The organism is Pseudoduganella buxea (assembly GCF_009720835.1).
GTDB lineage: Bacteria > Pseudomonadota > Gammaproteobacteria > Burkholderiales > Burkholderiaceae_D > Rugamonas > Rugamonas buxea.
On record NZ_WNKZ01000038.1, the window covers coordinates 13,234 to 31,325 of the forward strand.

An 18,092-nucleotide genomic window follows, 5' to 3' on the forward strand; every position below is an offset into this window, starting at 1 on the left:
TACGCATACGCAGAACTGCCATGGCCGACATGAAGCTGACCCCCACCCAATTCGTTCCCGAATCCAGCAAGGAGGACGAGGTGCCCGCCATCGGCGCCACCATCGAGCTGCGCCGCCACCAGATCTTCCCCACCCTGACCGAGCAGGAGATCAAGCGGCTGCACCGCTTCGGCACCGTGCGCACCTTCCACAAGGGCGTGCGCATCCTGGAGGCGGGCCACACCACCTTCGGCATGGTAGTGGTGCTGTCGGGCCGCATCGTCATCGCCCGCTACGATGGCCTGGGCAATTCGGCCCCCATCACGGAACACGGACCCGGCGAATTCACGGCCGAAGTGTCGCAGCTGGCCGGCCGGCCGTCGCTGGTCAATGCCACGGCGATGAACGAGGTCGAGGCGCTGGTGATTCCCCCGGAAAGCCTGCGCGCGCTCGTCATCGCCGAGGCCGAGCTGGGCGAGCGCATCGTGCGCGCGCTGATCCTGCGCCGCGTGAATTTGCTGGAAGTGGGCTCCGGCGGCCCCGTGCTGGTCGGCCCGCCGGGCCACCCGCGCCTGTTCCACCTGCAGAGCTTCTTGACCAGCAACGCCCACCCGCACACCATCGTCGATCCAAAGGAGGATGCCCAGGCGCGCACGCTGTGCGAGTACTACCAGCCCACGCCGGACGACTGGCCGCTGGTGGTATGCCCGGACGGCAGCGTCAGGAAGAACCCCAGCGATGCCGAGATCGGCCGCTGCCTGGGCATGCTGCCGGACCTGGACCCGGACAAGATCTGGGACGTCATCGTCGTCGGCGCCGGCCCCTCGGGCCTTGCCACGGCCGTGTATGCAGGCTCCGAGGGCCTGTCCGTGCTGGCGCTGGAGCAGCGCGCCTATGGCGGCCAGGCCGCCGCCAGCGCCCGCATCGAGAACTACCTGGGCTTCCCTACCGGGATCTCGGGCGGGGCCCTGGCCGGTCGCGCCTACGTGCAGGCGCAGAAGTTCGGCGTCGAGGTGGCCATTCCCGCCGTCGCCGCGCGCCTGATCTGCGACACCTATCCGCTGCAGGTGCAGCTGACGGACGGCACCCGCGTGCAGGCGCGCTCGGTGGTGCTGTCATGCGGGGCGCGCTATCGCCGCCCGTCGCTGGCGAACATCAAGCAGTTCGAAGGCCGGGGCATCTACTACTGGGCCTCGCGCATCGAGGCCAATCTGTGCAAGAGCGAGGAAGTGGTGCTGGTCGGCGGCGGCAATTCAGCGGGCCAGGCCGCCGTGTTCCTGTCGGGGCACGCGTCGAAGGTGCACATGGTGATTCGGGGCGAAGGCCTGAAGGCGACCATGTCGAGCTACCTGATCGAACGCATTCGCGCCACGCCCAATATCGAGCTGCACACGCACACGGAGATCGTCGCGCTGGAAGGCGACGAGGAAGGCTTGAAGCAGGTGCGGCTGCATGACAATCGCACCGGCGCGGAGGAAGACTGCGATGTGTGCCGCGTGTTCCTGTTCATCGGCGCCGACCCGAACACGGACTGGCTGGGCGACTGCGGCGTCGACGTCGATGCCCAGGGCTTCATCCGCACGGGGCATGACGTGACGAAGGCGCAGTGCCGCGCCAACTTCGAACAGGGCATCTACCCGCCGGACCAGCCGATCCGCGCAGCGCTGGAGACCAGCGTGCCGGGCGTTTTCGCCATCGGCGACGTGCGGGCCGGATCGACCAAGCGGGTCGCGGCCGGTGTCGGCGAAGGGGCGCAGGTGGTATCGCAGATCCACGCCTTCCTGGCCAACCTGCCGGCCGCCGTTTAAGCGAACTTCTTCGATCCGCCGCGGCGGGCACACAGCAGCAGGATGCCGGTGCCCAGCACCAGCATGGCCCACGTGGCCGGCTCGGGCACGGCGTTGATGGCGTTGGCGACGATGCGGTTGCTCCAGGCGGCATCGAGCGGGCCGACGTCGGCGCTGGTCAGGTTCACGTTCAGGCCGACCACGAGGCCGGCGCCGTAGCGGCGGTAGCCCAGCAGCGCGGTGCCGTCTTCCCACGCCAGCACCTGCGTGTTCATGTCCGAAAAGGTGTTGCCCACTTCGCGGCTGACGTCGTGCGACTCCGCTGCCGGCAAGGTCACGCCCTGCAGCAACCAGTCCGTGGCCGCCAGCGTCGTGATGCCCGGGACGGCCTCGTAGACGGCGACGCCGGCGCGGCTGCCGAAGACGCTGGTGTTGGCGCTGTAGGCCCGCTGCGTGAAGCTCCACGGCAGCGCGATCAGCGTACCGCCACCGAAGACGAAGCGATCCAGCGCGTCGGCGTCGAAGTAGCCGTTGCCGTCCTGGATGAAGACGTCGTAGCCGGCCAGTACGTTGTCGTTGTACCAGTTCACCGCGGACACCGTATTGCCTTGCGCCGTCAGGGTATTGGCCAGCACGGGGGAGTACCAGGCACTCTGCCCGATGCCGACGGTACTGGCCTGCGTGGCGGCCGAGGCGACAAGGACGGCGACAGCGGCCAGCTTGCGGATGAGGTGGGTCATGAACGGTCTCCTGGTTGACGATTCCCACAGGATATCATTATTCATTGCAGGAAATAAAGATTTACTGACAACAATTTCTTGATATTGCTCAGCCGGGCCGGTGTTGTATGGTGGGCGCCACAGGCATGCGCCAACAAAAAAGCCCGGCATGGCCGGGCTCGGATGACGCTGCAGTGATGCTTACTTCTTGACGGGGTCCTTCTTCGCCTCGGCCACCTTGGCCGTGTCGGCCGGCTTGGCGGCGGCACCATCGAGGGACTTGCCGTTCACCTGCAGGCCGGCCTGGGACAGCTTTGCCGCGTTCTTGTCGCCGATGCCCTTGACGCGCTTCTGGAAGTCGGCCCAGTCCTTGAACTCACCCTTGGCGCGCTCTTCCAGGATAACCTTCGACTTGGCCGGGCCGATGCCCTTGACGGAATCGAGGGCTGCCTGGTCGGCCTTGTTCACGTCGACCTGGGCAAATGCCATGCCCATCGTGGCCACCATTGCGGCAATCGCCAGCAACATTTTCTTCAACATGTCGTCCTCCGGAAGTGAGTTGGTACGGGAATCGAGCAAGGCCCGGCCTGCGCCCTGACTTCCAGTAACGCGGCGTTACAGCCGAGGTTGACACGAAGTCACCGCCGGCTGCAAGACCTTGCGCCCCGTCAGGCGCCGAACAGTTCCTCGCGCGTGACGGTGGCCGTGCCCAGCTTGCCGACGACGATGCCGCCCGCGCGGTTGGCCATGCCCACGGCGTCGGGCCAGCTGGCGCCGGCGCCCAGCATGGCCGCCATCGTGGCAATGACCGTGTCGCCGGCACCGGAAACGTCGAACACTTCGCGCGCGGCGGCCGGGAAGTGGAAGCGCTCGTTCGCCGTGTACAGGGTCATGCCTTCTTCGGAGCGGGTCAGCAGCAGGGCCGACAGCAGCAGCGACTCGCGCAGGTTCTGCGCCTTCGTCGTCAGCTGTTCTTCGCTGTTCCAGCTGCCGACGATGCGTTTCAGCTCGCCCTTGTTGGGTGTCAGCACCGTGGCGCCCGTGTAGCGGGTGAAGTCGTCGCCCTTCGGGTCGACCATGACGATCTTGTTCTCCGCGCGGGCGGCCATGATCATCTCGCTGACGCTGACCAGGCTGCCCTTGGCGTAGTCCGACAGCACGATGACGTCGTAGTCCGGCAGCAGGGCGCGGTATTGCAGCAGCTTGTTACGCAGCACCACGTCGCTGGGCGGTTCCTCGAAGTCGATGCGCAGCATCTGCTGCTGGCGGCCGATGACGCGCAGCTTGATGATGGTGGAAATGGCTTCGTCGCGTTTCAGGAAGCTGTGGATGCCGCCGGCGTGCAGCAGCTGTTCCACTTCGGTGCCCGCTTCGTCGGCACCGACCACGCCCAGGAGGCCCGCGTGGGCGCCCAGCGCGGCGGCATTGCGGGCCACGTTGGCGGCGCCACCCAGGCGCGCCTCACGCCGTTCGACGCGCACGATCGGCACGGGCGCTTCCGGCGAAATGCGGCTGACGTCGCCGAACCAGTAGCGGTCCAGCATGACGTCGCCGACGACGAGGATGCGGACCTTGTCCAGGGCGGGAATGGTTTGCGTTGTAGTGGCGAGGCTCAAGATCGGGTCTTTCGGTAATCGATGCCGGGTGGGCGCCGGCTCAGTTCATCACATTCAGTTCTTCGGTGCGGCGTGGCGGGTAGGTCTCCCAGCGGCTGCAGCCGGGGCAATGCCAGTAGAACTGGCGCGCCTTGAAGCCGCAGTGGCTGCACTGGTAGCGCGCCAGCTTCTGGGTGTAGCCGTGCACCAGGTTCTTCACCAGGGACAGCTCGCCCAGCACGGCTGGCGGGGCATCGAGCATGCGCGCCTCGAGGAATTTGTCGAGGCCCAGCAGGGTCGGCGTGCGGCGCAATTCGTCGCCCACCAGCTGCTTGGCCGCCTCCACGCCTTCCATCTCCAGCACGGCCTTGAACACCACTTCCAGCAGGTCGATCGACGACGCCTGCTGAAGGTAGGATTTCAGCAGGCTGGCGCCCTCCTCCGGCCGGCCCACCTTGCGGTAGCCGTCCATCAGGCGCTGCGCCACCAGGGCCACGTGCGGCACGCTTTGCTGCTCGACCCTGCGCCACATGGCCAGCGCGCCTTCGACGTCGCCCTTGGCCAGGTGCATGTCGCCGCACAGGATGGTGGCGCGCACGCTGGTGCGGTCGGCCTTCAGGGCCTGGTCCAGCAGCGGCGAGGCGTCGTCCGGGTGCATGTGCACCAGCGCGTCCTGCGCCAGTTCGCAGTAGAACTGGGCAATCTCCTTCTGGCGCGAACCGGCACCGGCTTCCTGCAGGGCCAGCGCCGCCTCGATGGCGCGCTGCCATTCCTTCTCGCGCTGGAAGATCTCCAGCAGCGCGCGGCGGGCCGGCACGGCATACGACGTGTCCAGCAGCCGCTTGTAGGTCTCCTCGGCGCGGTCCAGCAGGCCCGCCTTCAGGTAATCCTGGCCCAGTTCATATTCGGCGTGGGCCCGCTCGTCGGACGGCAGGTCGGGCCGCGACAGCAGATTCTGGTGCACGCGGATGGCCCGTTCCGTCTCGCCGCGGCGGCGGAACAGGTTGCCCAGGGCGAAGTGCATCTCGGCCGCTTCAGGATCTTTCTTGACGATGTCGATAAACGAATCGATGGCCTTGTCCGGCTGGTCGTTCAGCAGGTGATTCAGGCCCTTGAAGTAACCGCGCGGCAGGGTGCGCGATTCCGACAGCAGCTGGCGAATATCGACCCGCGCGGCAATCCATCCCAGGCCGAAAAACGCCGGGATTCCCAGTAACCACCAGAGTTCAAATTCCATGTGTGCTTTTGTTGTTATGTGATGAGGCGCGACGGGGGCAGCGGCGGTGCCGCGAATGAGGCATCGCCGTCACTGCTGCGCGTTGACGCTGTCGGGCGCGCGGTTGACCTGCAGCGCGGACGTCTGCAAAGTCTGGATCGTCGTCTTTTGCCGGTTGGTTTCACGCCGGTGGCGGAACACGGTGGGCGTCAGGGCGAGCACGCCGAGGGCGGCGCCGGCCACGAAGAAGGCCAGCAGCATCAGCACCAGGGGGCCGCGCAATTCGTAATTGAGGAACAGGTGCAGGTCGACTTCCTGCGTGTTTTTCAGGGCAAAGCCAAAGAACAGGATAAACAGTATTACGCCAACTACGGTGGAGATTATTTTCATCGTCTAGCTTCCCGTGCTTCTCAAAAGCCGATCATACCGTGCCTGAAACAGAAAAAACAAAGAAAAAAGGGGCAGGCTCGCGCCCGCCCCTTCCGACTTCCATTGTCGCAGACGTTCAGTCCTCGATGATCGGTTGCCCGACCATCGCATCGACCCGTTCGCGCAGCTGCTTGCCCGGCTTGAAGTGGGGCACCCGCTTTTCGGGCACCATCACCTTGTCGCCGGACTTCGGATTGCGTCCGATGCGTGGCGGCCTGCTGTTCAGCGCGAAGCTGCCGAAGCCCCGGATCTCGATGCGCTGGCCGCTCGCCAGGGCGCCGGTCATTGCATCGAGAATGGTCTTCACGGCATATTCCGCATCCTTGGCCACCAGCTGAGAATAACGCTCAGCCAGCCGGTTGATCAGTTCGGACTTGGTCATCTGCTGTATGAAGTATTAGTTCTTGTTATCGAACTTGGCCTTCAGCAGTGCGCCCAGGCTGGTGGTGCCCGAAGCGGCGCTGCTGTCCGATGCCATCTTCTGCATCTGCTCGGCGGTCTCGGCGTTGTCCTTGGCCTTGATCGACAGCTGGATGCTGCGAGCCTTGCGGTCGATGTTGATGACCAGGGCTTCGACGGAATCGCCGACCTTCAGGTGCGTACCGGCATCTTCCACGCGGTCGCGGGAGATTTCGGAAGCGCGCAGGTAGCCTTCGACTTCTTCGGACAGGGCGATGACGGCGCCTTTCGGCTCAACCGACTTGACGGTACCGGTCACCAGCGAGCCCTTGTCGTTCATGGCTGCGAAGTTGTTGAACGGGTCGCCTTCCAGCTGCTTCACGCCCAGGGAGACGCGCTCGCGCTCGACGTCGATGGCCAGAACGATGGCTTCCAGCTCGTCGCCCTTCTTGAACTTGCGCACGGCTTCTTCGCCAGCTTCGGTCCAGGACAGGTCGGACAGGTGCACCAGGCCGTCGATGTTGCCGGCCAGGCCGATGAACACGCCGAAATCGGTGATCGACTTGATCGCGCCACGGACTTTGTCGCCCTTCTTATGGGTGACACCGAAGTCGTCCCAAGGGTTGGCCTTGCACTGCTTCATGCCCAGCGAGATACGACGACGCTCTTCGTCGATTTCCAGGACCATGACTTCGACTTCGTCGCCCAGCTGGACAACTTTGTTCGGTGCCACGTTCTTGTTGGTCCAGTCCATTTCCGACACGTGGACCAGGCCTTCGATACCTTGCTCGACTTCAACGAACGCGCCGTAGTCGGTCAGGTTCGTCACTTTACCGAACAGGCGGGTGCCTTGTGGGTAACGACGGGACAGACCGGTCCATGGATCGTCGCCCAGCTGCTTCACGCCCAGCGAAACGCGGTTCTTTTCCTGATCGTACTTCAGGACCTTGGCGGTGATTTCCTGGCCAACCGTCAGCACTTCCGACGGGTGACGCACGCGACGCCATGCCAGGTCGGTGATGTGCAGCAGGCCGTCGATACCGCCCAGATCCACGAACGCGCCGTAGTCGGTGATGTTCTTGACGACGCCGGTCACGACCGTGCCTTCTTTCAGCGTTTCCATCAGTTTCTGACGCTCTTCGCCCATCGATGCTTCGATGACGGCGCGGCGGGACAGAACGACGTTGTTACGCTTGCGGTCCAGCTTGATAACCTTGAATTCGAGGGTCTTGCCTTCGAATGGGGTGGTGTCCTTGACTGGACGGGTGTCGACCAGCGAGCCCGGCAGGAACGCGCGGATGCCGTTGGTCAGAACGGTCAGGCCGCCCTTGACTTTGCCATTGACGGTACCGGTGACGATCTCGCCCGATTCCATTGCTTTTTCCAGTGCCAGCCACGAAGCCAGACGCTTGGCTTTGTCGCGCGACAGGATGGTATCGCCGAAACCATTTTCCAGCGATTCGATGGCCACGGAAACGAAGTCACCAACTTTGACTTCCAGTTCGCCCTGGTCATTCTTGAATTCTTCAACAGGGATGAAAGCTTCCGATTTCAGGCCGGCGTTGACGATCACGAAATTGTGATCCAGACGCACGACTTCAGCGGAGATCACTTCGCCGGAGCGCATGTCCTGACGGGACAGGGACTCTTCGAAGAGGGCTGCGAAACTTTCCATATTAGACATATTACTTCCAGGTTATCCAGCAAGGCTCGCAATAGGCGACTTCAGCTGGGTTAGAGGTTAAAGGAGGCCCAAACGACGCCAGCCAGACCTCCCCATACAACGCCGCGGCGGACAGAGCACGCGCACGGCACCACACTTACTTCCCGACGGCCGCATACCAGTGCAGGACCTGCTCGACGGCCGCATCGACCGTCATGGCCGAGGTATCGAGCACATGCGCCCCCTCTGCAGGGACGAGAGGCGCTATGGCCCGCTGAGTATCACGGTCGTCGCGCGCTTTCAAATCCATCAGGAGGTCGTCCATGTTAGCAGAAATTCCCTTGCCGATCAATTGCTTGTAGCGGCGATCCGCGCGCGCCTCGACACTTGCAGTCAGGAACACCTTTAATTGGGCGTTGGGAAAGATCACCGTGCCCATGTCGCGGCCGTCCGCCACCAGGCCGGGCGCCTTGCGAAAGCCCAGTTGCAGGGCGAACAGGGCCTGGCGCACGGCCGGCAGGGCGGCAATCTTCGACGCCGTATTGCCCACTTCTTCGGCGCGGATGGCGTCCGTGACGTTCTCGTTGGCCAGGAAGATGGCTTCGCCCGTGAAGCCGATGTGCAGGTGTTCGGCCAGTTTGGCCAGCGCATGCTCGTCGTTCAACGGCGTTTCGCGGCGCAGCGCCTGCAAGGCGGTGAGCCGATACAGGGCACCGGAATCGAGCAGGTGAAAACCGAGCTTGTCGGCCACTTTATGGGCAACAGTCCCCTTGCCCGAGGCAGTGGGACCGTCGATCGTGATGACGGGAATATTCGATGTAGGCATTGGCGGATTTTACTCCGCCGGGCTATCGAATAGTTGCTTCAAAAATGGGGACAGACCCCATTTTCTGAGCAATGTTTCCCGAAAAATGGGGTCTGTCCCCATTTTTTAGGCAATTAATATTTGGCGTCGTGGGCGATGCCGGCGAAGGCGGTGAAGTAGTCGGGGAAGGTCTTGGCGACGCACTTCGGGTCGTTGATGCGCACCTGCGCGCCGCTGCGGGCGGCGCCATCGAGCGACGCGAGCGAGAAGCACATGGCCATGCGGTGGTCGTCGTAGGTGTCGATGGTGGCGGCCGACAGCACCTTCGGCGGCGTCACCTTCAGGTAGTCGGCGCCCTCCTCCACCGTGGCGCCCAGCTTGCGCAGCTCGGTGGCCATGGCGGCGATGCGGTCGGTTTCCTTGACGCGCCAGCTGGCGATATTGCGCAGGGTGCTTGTGCCGTCCGCGTACAGGGCGGCAATGGCGATCGTCATGGCCGCGTCGGGGATGTGGTTAAAGTCCGCATCGATGGCCTTCAGCGGGCCTTTCGACTTGGCCTCGATCCAGTTGTCGCCCATCGTGATGTGTGCGCCCATCAGTTCCAGCGCGTGTACGAAGCGCACGTCGCCCTGGATCGAATCGCGGCCCACGCCTTCGACCCGCACCGGGCCGCCGGCAATCGCGCCGGCCGCCATGAAGTAGGAGGCCGACGAGGCATCGCCTTCGACGTGGATATTGCCCGGGCTCTGGTAGCGCTGGCCGGAGGCGATGGTGAACGAGGCCCACTCGTCCTGCTCCACGGTGACGCCGAAGCGGCGCATCAGGTTCAGGGTGATCTGGATGTATGGCTTCGAAATGAGCTCGCCCTCGACTTCGATGGTGACGGCATGGCTGTGGGCCATCAGCGGTGCCACCATCAGCAAGGCGGTGAGGAACTGGCTCGACACGTTGCCGCGCACGGACAGCTTGCGGGTGTCGAAGGCACCGGTGCGGATGTGCAGCGGCGGGAAGCCGGGATTACCCGTGTACTCGATGGCCGCGCCGACGGCGTTCAATGCGTCGACCAGGTCGCCGATGGGGCGCTCGTGCATGCGTGGCACGCCGTGCACCGTGTAGTCGCCGCCGATGACGGCCAGCGCCGCCGTCAGCGGGCGGATCGCCGTGCCGGCATTGCCCATGAAGAGGTCGGCCTGGCGGTTCGGGAAGCTGCCGTTGGCGCCCTGCACGCGGTGGATCGTGCGCGCCGTGCCGTTGACGGCTTCCTGCGGTTCTTCCGTCCACTCCACGCCCAGCGAGCGCAGCGCGGCCAGCATCACTTGCGTGTCGTCCGAGTCGAGCAGGTCGACGATCTTGGTTTCGCCCTCGGCCAGCGCAGCCAGCAGCAGGATCCTGTTGGAGATGCTTTTCGAGCCGGGCAGGCGCACGACGCCTTCCACGTGCATCACGGGCTGCAGGTCGATGAAGGGCGGATGCTCGGCGGGGGTGATCGGTTCGGCCATGGTGTTCTCTCTTCTATCTTCTATTCTGCGTTGTCAATCGGTTGCGGCGCTTCGGCCGCCTCGATGGCCTCGATCCACTGCCGGCGCGCGCGCTGCGCATTGCCGTACACGGCTTCGAGGGTGGCGCCGTCGCCCGCGGCCAGGCGCGCGCGCAGGTGGGCCAGTTGGGTCATGTAGGCGTCCAGTTCGGCCAGCAGCGCGCCCTGGTTGGCCAGGCTGATGTCGCGCCACATCTCGGGCGAGCTGCCGGCGATGCGGGTGAAGTCCCGGAAGCCGCTGGCGGCATACTGGAACAGCAGGTCGGCATGGGCCTTGTTGGCGATATCGTCCACCAGCGCGTAGGCCAGCAGGTGCGGCAGGTGGCTGACGGCGGCGAAGACCTTGTCGTGTTCTTCGGGGGTCAGGCGGTGGATCACGGCGCCGCAGGCGCGCCACGCGCCGGCGACCCGCTCCACTTGCGCCGCGCCGTTTTCCGGCAGGGGTGTCAGCACGAACTTCTTGCCGATGTACAAGTCGTCGATGGCGGCATCGGGCCCGTTGGTCTCTCGCCCGGCGATGGGGTGGCCTGGCACGAACTGCGCCACCTTGCCGCCAAGGGCGGCGCGCGCGGCGGCGACGACATCGGCCTTGGTGCTGCCGGCATCGGTGACGACGGTGCCCGGCCCCAGGTGCGGCGCCAGCGCGGCCAGGATGCGCCGCGTCTGCGCCACGGGGGCGGCCAGCAGCACCAGGTCGGCGCCGGCCACCGCGTCAAAGCTCGTGGCCACTTCGTCGACAATGCCCAGCGCCAGCGCCCGTTCGCCGTAGGCTGGCGAGCGCTCGATGCCGACGATACGGCGCACGGCGCCGGCCTTCTTCAGCGCGCGCGCGAACGAGCCGCCGATCAGGCCGACGCCGACGACGACCAAGTTATCGACCATGATGATGGGGTCAGTCCGCACGATTCTCCGCCAGCGCCTTTTGCAAGGCAGCGATCAATACCGCGTTCTCCTGCGGCAGGCCGATGGAAATGCGCAGCCACTCGGGCAGGCCGTAGTTGCCGACCGGGCGCACGATGACGCCCTGCTTCAAGAGCGCCAGGTTGACGCGGGCGCCCGCCGCCAGGTCCTTGCCCATCTTGACGAGCACGAAATTGCCGTGCGACGGCACGTACTCCAGGCCCATCTGCTCGAAGGCCTCGACGAACTGGCGATAGCCTGCCGTGTTGTTGCGCGCACTCTTCTCCAGGAACTCGCTGTCGTTCAGGGCCGCGATTGCCGCCGCCTGCGCCAGGGAATTGACGTTGAAGGGCTGGCGGATGCGGTTCATCAGGTCCGTCAGCGCCGGCTGGGCCAGGCCGAAGCCCACGCGCAGGCCCGCCAGGCCATAGGCCTTCGAGAAGGTGCGCGACACCAGCAGGTTCGGATACTCGCGCACCCAGGCGGCCGACTCGTACTGGTCTTCCTCGTTGAGGAATTCGTTGTAGGCCTCGTCCAGCACGACGACGACGTTGGCCGGCACCTTCTTCAGGAAGGCTTCGATCTGCTCGCCGGGCACGAAGGTGCCGGTCGGGTTGTTCGGGTTGGCGATGAAGACCAGGCGCGTGTCCTCGTCGATGGCGTCCAGCATGGCATCCAGGTCATGGCCGTAGTTCGACGCCGGCACGACGATATGGCGCGCGCCGATGCCCTGGGTGGCCAGCGCGTAGACGGCGAACGAATACTGCGAGTACACCACGGCCTGGCCCTTCTCGACGAAGGCGTGGGCGGCGATTTCCAGGATGTCGTTCGAGCCGTTGCCCAGGGTGATCCATTCCATCGGCACGTCGTAGCGTTTCGCCAGCGCCTGTTTCAATTCGAAGCCGTTGGCGTCCGGGTAGCGTCCCAGCTCGGCTGCGGCCTTGGCCATGGCCGCCTTGGCCGATTCGGGCACGCCGAACGGATTTTCGTTCGAGGCCAGCTTGACGATGGCGTCTTCCTCGAGGCCGAACTCGCGCGCCACTTCGGAAATGGGTTTGCCGGCCTGGTAGGGAGCGATGGCGCGGACGTAGGTTGGGCCGAAATGCAGAGGACCGGATTGATTGGACATGGATTCTCTCTTTATATTAAGTTCAGGTCAGGCTGGTCGGGTAGGAGCCCAGCACTTTGAAGAAGGCGGCGTTGCCCTTGAGTTCGTCCAACGCCTGCGACACGGACGGGTTCTGTACGTGGCCTTCGATATCGACATAAAAATAGTACTCCCACGTGCCGACCCGTGCCGGGCGCGACTCGAAGCGCGTCATCGACACGCCATGCTTGGCCAGGGGCGCCAGCAGCTGGTAGACGGCGCCGGCCTTGTTCGGCACGGCCAGCACCAGCGACGTGTGGTCGCTGCCGGAAGGCCCCGGCTGCAGCTTGCCGACGATGGCGAAGCGGGTGCGGTTGTGCGGGTCGTCCTGGATATGGCCCTTGACGACGCCCAGGCTGTACTGCATGCCGGCGATCTCGCTGGCGATGGCGGCAATCGTCGGGTCCAGGCTGGCCATGCGGGCCGCCTCGGCGTTCGACGCGACGGCGCGCCGCTCGATGTGCGGGTAGTGCTGGTTCAGCCATACCTGGCACTGGGCCAGCGCCTGCGAGTGGGCGCAGATGGCTGTAACGCCATCCATCGCACCCGTCTTGCTCATCAGGCTGTGGTGCACGGCAATGGCCACCTCGCCGCTGATGATCAGGGGCGTCTGCAGCATCAGGTCGAGCGTGCGGTTGATCGCCCCTTCGGACGAGTTCTCGACCGGCACCACGCCGAAATCGGCGGTGCCGGCCTCGGTGGCGCGGAACACTTCGTCAATGGAAGCGCAAGGCAGGCCTTCGACGGCGCGGCCGAACTGCTGGTACACGGCCTGCTCGCTGAAGGTGCCGACCGGGCCAAGATAGGCCACGGTGACGCGCTTTTCCAGCGCGCGGCAGGCCGACATCACCTCGCGGAAAATGGTCTGCACTTCGGCATTGCCGAGCGGGCCGGGGTTGCGTTCGGCCACGCCGCGCAGCACCTGGGCCTCGCGCTCGGGACGGAACACGGGCGCGTTGGTCTCGGCCTTTACGTGGCCCACTTCCTGGGCCACCTGGGCGCGCTGGTTCAATAGCGCGAGGATCTGCGCGTCGATCGAATCGATCTTTTCGCGCAGGGGTTTCAGTTTGTCTGTCATGGTTGGCTTTGATCTGGTGCTGAAGTGTGGCCGTAGTCGCCGGCAGGGCTCGAAAAAAGCGCGAGCTGGCTATGATCAGCCTCTCCCAGGTGATGGCTTGCAAGCCATCACCGCTCGGCCGGCTAGGAGCGGTGCTCCTAGAAACCCCGGCCTCGCCCAGCGAATTCGTTCAGGTAATCGACCAGCGCCTGTACGCCTTCGATCGGCATCGCATTGTAGATGGATGCGCGCATGCCGCCGACGGACTTGTGGCCCTTCAGCTGCAGCAGGCCGCGCGCTTTGGCGCCGGCCAGGAATGCTTCGTTCTTGCTTTCGTCGCGCAGGTAGAACGGTACGTTCATGCGCGAACGATAGGCTGGCGCGACGCGGTTCTGGTAGAAGTCGTCGGCGTCCAGGGCCGCGTACAGCAGCCGGGCTTTTTCGATATTCTTGCGTTCCATCGCCGCGATGCCGCCCTGCTGCTTGAGCCAGCGGAACACCAGCCCGGCGATATAGATGCCGTAGGTGGGCGGCGTGTTGTACATCGATTCGTTGTCGGCGACGTTCCTGAAGTCGAAGGCGGACGGGCAGAACGGCAGTGCATGGCCGATCAGGTCCTCGCGCACGATGACGACGGTGACGCCGGCCGGGCCGATATTCTTCTGCGCGCCGCCGAAGATCAGGCCGTATTTCGACACGTCGACCTGGCGCGACAGGATGTGCGAGGACATGTCCGCCACGATGGGCACGCCGGCCGGCGCGTCCGGCACGAAGTCGATCTCGACGCCGTCGATGGTCTCGTTGGTGCACAGGTGCAGGTAGGCCGCGTCTGGTGTCAGGCGCCATTCGGACTGGGGCGGCACCGTCGTGAAGCCGGAGTCCTCGGCCGATGCGGCCACGTTGACGTTGGCGTAGCGGGCCGCTTCCTTGATCGACTTGCCGGACCAGGAGCCGGTGCGAACGAAGTCGATGGTGGCCGGTTGCGCCTTGCGTCCCACTAGGTTCATCGGAATCACGGCGTTCTGCGACAGGCCGCCGCCCTGCATGAACAGGATGCGGTAGTTGTCCGGCACGTTCATCAGCTCGCGCAGGTCGCGTTCGGCCTCGCGGTAGATCGAGATGAACTCGGGACCGCGGTGACTCATCTCCATCACGGACATGCCGCTGCCGTGCCAGTCCAGCATTTCGGCGGCGGCCTGGCGCAGCACTTCCTTCGGCAGCACGGCCGGTCCGGCGGAGAAGTTGTAGATCGTTGTCACGACAGTCCTTTTCTCATTTGGCCTGCAGGTCCAGCATCAGTTGAGCCACGCGGGGCTCGACCACTTTCTGTCCGATCTTCATGCCCTCGCCCATCAGTTGGGGCATCTTTTCCAGCGCCTTGGCGCCCACCGGCGTGCGGTAGAAGGCGGCCAGCTGGCGCATTTCGTCAGCCGTGAAGTGGCGCGCGTACAGGGGCACGATCTCGGCGACCATGTCCTCGACCAGGGTCGGGTCGTTGAACAGCTGCGTCATCACGGGGCCGACACTGGCCAGGCGCTTGTCGATGTCGGCCATGCGCTTGGCCCGTTCGGCTTCGCTCAGGTTGGGCGTTTTGCGCACGGTGGCCTCGGCGCTGGAACGCATCATCTGCGGCATCTGCTCCGCCATCCTGCTGAACGCGTCGCCCACCAGCTTGCGGTAGTTCATCGAGTCGAGCAGGTCGCGCACGGCCTGGGCGGCGGCCGGGTCCGGGGCCGCTTGCGACGCGGCAGTTGCAGGCGCCGCGGCGGTTTGGGCCAGCGCGGGCGCGCCGGCAACACTGAAAGCGAAGCACAGGACAGCTGCGATTTTCTTCATATGGTTATCTGTTTTCCGTTGGATTGGAACCGCAAAAACACCGCGGGCCCGGTCCGATGCATCGAACAGGGCCCGCCAGGATTACTCGGCTGCGTCGTCGCCGTTCTCGTCGGCTGGCGTATCCGGTTCGGCCGCCGGCGTCGCCGCCGCTGCCGCGCCACCTTCCGTCTCGAATTCGACTTCGTCCACGTCCGCCTCGACGATGCGCTGCAGGCCGGACAGCTTGGTGCCGTCTTCCACCGCGATCAGGGTCACGCCCTGGGTCGCGCGGCCCATCTCGCGGATCTCGGCGACGCGGGTGCGGATCAAGACACCGCCCGTCGTGATCAGCATGATCTCGTCGCTGGCGTCGACCAGGGTCGCCGCCACCACCCGGCCGTTACGCTCGGAGGTCTGGATGGCGATCATGCCCTTGGTGCCGCGGCCGTGGCGGGTGTACTCCGTGATCGGAGTACGCTTGCCGTAGCCGTTCTCGGTCGCCGTCAGCACGGACTGCTGCTCGTTCTCGGCCACCAGCAGGGCGATGACGTTCTGGCCCTCTTCCAGGTTCATGCCGCGCACGCCGCGTGCCGTGCGGCCCATCGGGCGCACGTCGTTCTCGTCGAAGCGCACCGCCTTGCCGGAGTCGGAGAACAGCATCACATCGTGCTTGCCGTCGGTCAGCGCCGCGCCGATCAGGAAGTCGCCGTCGTCCAGGTCGACCGCGATGATGCCGGCCTTGCGGGGGTTGGAGAAGTCCTTCAGCGGCGTCTTCTTCACGGTGCCCAGGCTGGTCGACATGAAGACGTAGTGGTCTTCCGGGAAGGTGCGGTTTTCGCCCGACAGCGGCAGCACCACGGTGATCTTCTCGTTGTCCTGCAGGGGGAACATGTTGACGATCGGGCGGCCGCGCGAGTTGCGCGAGCCCTGCGGCACTTCCCACACCTTGAGCCAGTACATGCGGCCCCGGTTCGAGAAGCACAGGATGTAGTCGTGCGTATTGGCGATGAAGAGCTGGTCGATCCAGTCCTCGTCCTTCGTCGCCATGGCCTGCTTGCCGCGCCCGCCGCGCTTCTGCGCGCGGTATTCGGAAATCGGCTGCGCCTTCATGTAGCCCAGGTGCGACAGGGTCACGACCATGTCCTGCGGCGTGATCAGGTCTTCCGTTTCCAGGTCGGTGGCATTGTGCTCGATGCTGGAGCGGCGCTCGTCCTTGCTGCCGTATTCCAGCTTGGCGGCGTTCATCTCGTCGGTGATGATGGTCGTCACGCGCGACGGCTTGGACAGGATGTCCAGCAGGTCGGCGATCTGCGCCATCACGTCCTTGTACTCGTTGACGATCTTGTCCTGTTCCAGGCCGGTCAGGCGCTGCAGGCGCATCTGCAGGATTTCCTGGGCCTGGTCGTCGGACAGGCGGTACAGGCCGTCGGGCTGCATGCCGTAGTGCTTCGGCAGGTGCTCGGGGCGGAAGGCGTCGATGCCGGCCTGCCCTTCGTCGCCCGTGCGGGCCAGCATTTCACGCACCAGCGACGAATCCCAGGCGCGCGCCATCAGCTCGGACTTGGCCAGCGGCGGCGTCGGCGCCGCCTTGATGATGGCGATGAAGTCGTCGATATTGGCCAGCGCGACAGCCAGGCCTTCCAGCACGTGGCCCCGTTCGCGCGCCTTGCGCAGCTCGAACACGGTGCGGCGCGTGACCACTTCGCGGCGGTGCGACAGGAACGTCGCCAGCAGCGCCTTCAGGTTCATCAGCTTGGGCTGGCCGTCGACCAGCGCGACCATGTTCATGCCGAAGGTGTCCTGCAACTGGGTCTGCTTGTACAGGTTGTTCAGCACCACTTCCGGCACTTCACCGCGTTTCAGTTCGATGACGACGCGCATGCCCGATTTATCGGACTCGTCGCGGATGTCGGAAATGCCTTCCAGCTTCTTGTCGCGCACGTTCTCGGCGATGCGTTCCAGCAGCGACTTCTTGTTGACCTGGTAAGGCAGCTCGTCGACGATGATGGCCGTGCGCCCGGCTTCCTTGCCGAATTCCTCGAAGTGGGTCTTGGCGCGCATGATGACGCGGCCGCGGCCCGTGCGGTAACCGTCGCGTACGCCCGAGACGCCGTAGATGATGCCGCCCGTGGGGAAGTCCGGTGCGGGAATCAGTTCGATCAGCTCGTCGATCGTGCAGTCCGGGTTGTTCAGCACGTGCAGCGCGCCGTTGATCACTTCCGACAGGTTGTGCGGCGGGATATTCGTCGCCATGCCGACGGCGATACCGGACGAGCCGTTGATCAACAGGTTCGGCAGCTTGGTCGGCAGGACGGTGGGTTCCTTTTCCTTGCCGTCGTAGTTCGGCGCGAAGTCGACGGTTTCCTTGTCGATATCGGCCAGCAGCTCGCCGGCGATCTTGTCCAGGCGGCACTCCGTGTAACGCATCGCGGCGGCGTTGTCGCCGTCGATCGAGCCGAAGTTGCCCTGGCCGTCCACCAGCATGTAGCGCAGCGAGAAGTCCTGCGCCATGCGCACCAGCGTGTCGTAGATCGACGCGTCGCCGTGCGGGTGGTATTTACCCATCACCTCGCCGACGACGCGGGCGCATTTCACGTAGGGGCGGTTCCAGACGTTGTTCAGTTCGTGCATCCCGTACAGGACGCGGCGGTGCACCGGCTTCAGGCCGTCGCGGGCGTCCGGCAAGGCGCGGCCCACGATCACGCTCATCGCGTAATCGAGGTAGCTCTTGCGCATCTCTTCTTCGAGGGAAATTGGGATTGTTTCTTTTGCGAATTGATCCATTGGCGGGTCGATGTTCTCTGGCATTGGTTCGAGGGCAGGAGGCCGCTCAGGCTGCTGCAGGTGCAGGCAGACAATCGCACGATTTTAACATGCTGCCATGCATGTCGGCTCATTTGACCGATGCGACAACATTCGCCCGCACCAAGTGGCGCCGCTGCGTGCGACTATGGTGCAGACTGGCGCACCGGCCGGGACATTTCGGCATGCAATGGACATGTAATGGCAGCGACATAATTGCTGTTTAATATCGCCGGGCACCA

At 64.8% G+C, this 18,092-nt stretch carries 16 protein-coding genes; 1 reads left to right on the top strand and 15 read right to left on the bottom strand.

Annotation, left to right across the window (positions count from 1 at the left end):
- Positions 1-20: 20 nt before the first annotated feature.
- Entirely contained in the window at positions 21-1,787 is a 1,767-nt protein-coding gene (locus GM672_RS14330; protein WP_229417738.1) for an FAD-dependent oxidoreductase, read from the top strand.
- Here GM672_RS14330 and GM672_RS14335 read toward each other — a convergent pair.
- The 15 genes from GM672_RS14335 to gyrA form a co-directional block, all read right to left on the bottom strand.
- Entirely contained in the window at positions 1,784-2,506 is a 723-nt protein-coding gene (locus GM672_RS14335; protein WP_170300068.1) for a PEP-CTERM sorting domain-containing protein, read from the bottom strand. The two genes, GM672_RS14330 and GM672_RS14335, sit on opposite strands and share 4 nt — an antisense overlap.
- A gap of 180 nt (positions 2,507-2,686) precedes the next feature.
- Positions 2,687-3,025, bottom strand: coding sequence for a ComEA family DNA-binding protein (locus tag GM672_RS14340; RefSeq protein WP_155471214.1), 339 nt, complete (start codon positions 3,023-3,025; stop codon positions 2,687-2,689).
- 128 nt (positions 3,026-3,153) lie between these two features.
- Complete coding sequence (gene rfaE1 / locus GM672_RS14345; protein ID WP_155471215.1) at positions 3,154-4,101, bottom strand: D-glycero-beta-D-manno-heptose-7-phosphate kinase; 948 nt, start codon at positions 4,099-4,101, stop codon at positions 3,154-3,156.
- A gap of 40 nt (positions 4,102-4,141) precedes the next feature.
- Positions 4,142-5,317 carry a lipopolysaccharide assembly protein LapB gene (lapB, locus tag GM672_RS14350; RefSeq protein ID WP_155471216.1) on the bottom strand — a complete coding sequence of 392 codons (1,176 nt, stop codon included), beginning with the start codon at positions 5,315-5,317 and terminating at the stop codon, positions 4,142-4,144.
- 69 nt (positions 5,318-5,386) lie between these two features.
- Entirely contained in the window at positions 5,387-5,686 is a 300-nt protein-coding gene (locus tag GM672_RS14355) for a LapA family protein (RefSeq protein ID WP_155471217.1), read from the bottom strand.
- Positions 5,687-5,801: 115 nt separating this feature from the next.
- Positions 5,802-6,107, bottom strand: coding sequence for an integration host factor subunit beta (locus GM672_RS14360; RefSeq protein ID WP_050408958.1), 306 nt, complete (start codon positions 6,105-6,107; stop codon positions 5,802-5,804).
- Between the two features lie 15 nt (positions 6,108-6,122).
- On the bottom strand, positions 6,123-7,799 hold the full coding sequence (gene rpsA / locus GM672_RS14365) for a 30S ribosomal protein S1 (RefSeq protein ID WP_155471249.1): 1,677 nt from the start codon (positions 7,797-7,799) through the stop codon (positions 6,123-6,125).
- Between the two features lie 145 nt (positions 7,800-7,944).
- The gene (gene cmk / locus GM672_RS14370; protein ID WP_155471218.1) at positions 7,945-8,613 is read right to left on the bottom strand and encodes a (d)CMP kinase; all 669 of its coding nucleotides are present in this window, start codon (positions 8,611-8,613) and stop codon (positions 7,945-7,947) included.
- 113 nt (positions 8,614-8,726) lie between these two features.
- Complete coding sequence (aroA, locus tag GM672_RS14375; protein WP_155471219.1) at positions 8,727-10,091, bottom strand: 3-phosphoshikimate 1-carboxyvinyltransferase; 1,365 nt, start codon at positions 10,089-10,091, stop codon at positions 8,727-8,729.
- A gap of 20 nt (positions 10,092-10,111) precedes the next feature.
- The gene (locus GM672_RS14380) at positions 10,112-11,011 is read right to left on the bottom strand and encodes a prephenate dehydrogenase (protein ID WP_155471250.1); all 900 of its coding nucleotides are present in this window, start codon (positions 11,009-11,011) and stop codon (positions 10,112-10,114) included.
- Positions 11,012-11,021: 10 nt separating this feature from the next.
- Positions 11,022-12,158 carry a histidinol-phosphate transaminase gene (gene hisC, locus GM672_RS14385; RefSeq protein ID WP_155471220.1) on the bottom strand — a complete coding sequence of 379 codons (1,137 nt, stop codon included), beginning with the start codon at positions 12,156-12,158 and terminating at the stop codon, positions 11,022-11,024.
- A gap of 22 nt (positions 12,159-12,180) precedes the next feature.
- Positions 12,181-13,254 (bottom strand): prephenate dehydratase, encoded by a 1,074-nt coding sequence (pheA, locus tag GM672_RS14390; protein WP_155471221.1) that lies wholly within the window; start codon positions 13,252-13,254, stop codon positions 12,181-12,183.
- Between the two features lie 137 nt (positions 13,255-13,391).
- Positions 13,392-14,492 carry a 3-phosphoserine/phosphohydroxythreonine transaminase gene (serC, locus tag GM672_RS14395; RefSeq protein WP_170300069.1) on the bottom strand — a complete coding sequence of 367 codons (1,101 nt, stop codon included), beginning with the start codon at positions 14,490-14,492 and terminating at the stop codon, positions 13,392-13,394.
- Positions 14,493-14,505: 13 nt separating this feature from the next.
- The gene (locus GM672_RS14400) at positions 14,506-15,069 is read right to left on the bottom strand and encodes a DUF2059 domain-containing protein (protein WP_155471222.1); all 564 of its coding nucleotides are present in this window, start codon (positions 15,067-15,069) and stop codon (positions 14,506-14,508) included.
- 81 nt (positions 15,070-15,150) lie between these two features.
- Positions 15,151-17,832, bottom strand: coding sequence for a DNA gyrase subunit A (gyrA, locus tag GM672_RS14405; protein ID WP_155471223.1), 2,682 nt, complete (start codon positions 17,830-17,832; stop codon positions 15,151-15,153).
- Positions 17,833-18,092 lie beyond the last annotated feature (260 nt).

Coding starts and splice junctions, on each gene's coding strand:
- hisC (WP_155471220.1), bottom strand. CDS start 12,158: ATGTCCAATCAATCCGGTCCTCTGCATTTCGGCCCAACCTACGTCCGC.
- lapB (WP_155471216.1), bottom strand. CDS start 5,317: ATGGAATTTGAACTCTGGTGGTTACTGGGAATCCCGGCGTTTTTCGGC.
- gyrA (WP_155471223.1), bottom strand. CDS start 17,832: ATGGATCAATTCGCAAAAGAAACAATCCCAATTTCCCTCGAAGAAGAG.
- aroA (WP_155471219.1), bottom strand. CDS start 10,091: ATGGCCGAACCGATCACCCCCGCCGAGCATCCGCCCTTCATCGACCTG.
- GM672_RS14380 (WP_155471250.1), bottom strand. CDS start 11,011: ATGGTCGATAACTTGGTCGTCGTCGGCGTCGGCCTGATCGGCGGCTCG.
- GM672_RS14340 (WP_155471214.1), bottom strand. CDS start 3,025: ATGTTGAAGAAAATGTTGCTGGCGATTGCCGCAATGGTGGCCACGATG.
- rpsA (WP_155471249.1), bottom strand. CDS start 7,799: ATGGAAAGTTTCGCAGCCCTCTTCGAAGAGTCCCTGTCCCGTCAGGAC.
- cmk (WP_155471218.1), bottom strand. CDS start 8,613: ATGCCTACATCGAATATTCCCGTCATCACGATCGACGGTCCCACTGCC.
- GM672_RS14355 (WP_155471217.1), bottom strand. CDS start 5,686: ATGAAAATAATCTCCACCGTAGTTGGCGTAATACTGTTTATCCTGTTC.
- GM672_RS14400 (WP_155471222.1), bottom strand. CDS start 15,069: ATGAAGAAAATCGCAGCTGTCCTGTGCTTCGCTTTCAGTGTTGCCGGC.
- GM672_RS14335 (WP_170300068.1), bottom strand. CDS start 2,506: ATGACCCACCTCATCCGCAAGCTGGCCGCTGTCGCCGTCCTTGTCGCC.
- GM672_RS14360 (WP_050408958.1), bottom strand. CDS start 6,107: ATGACCAAGTCCGAACTGATCAACCGGCTGGCTGAGCGTTATTCTCAG.
- pheA (WP_155471221.1), bottom strand. CDS start 13,254: ATGACAGACAAACTGAAACCCCTGCGCGAAAAGATCGATTCGATCGAC.
- GM672_RS14330 (WP_229417738.1), top strand. CDS start 21: ATGGCCGACATGAAGCTGACCCCCACCCAATTCGTTCCCGAATCCAGC.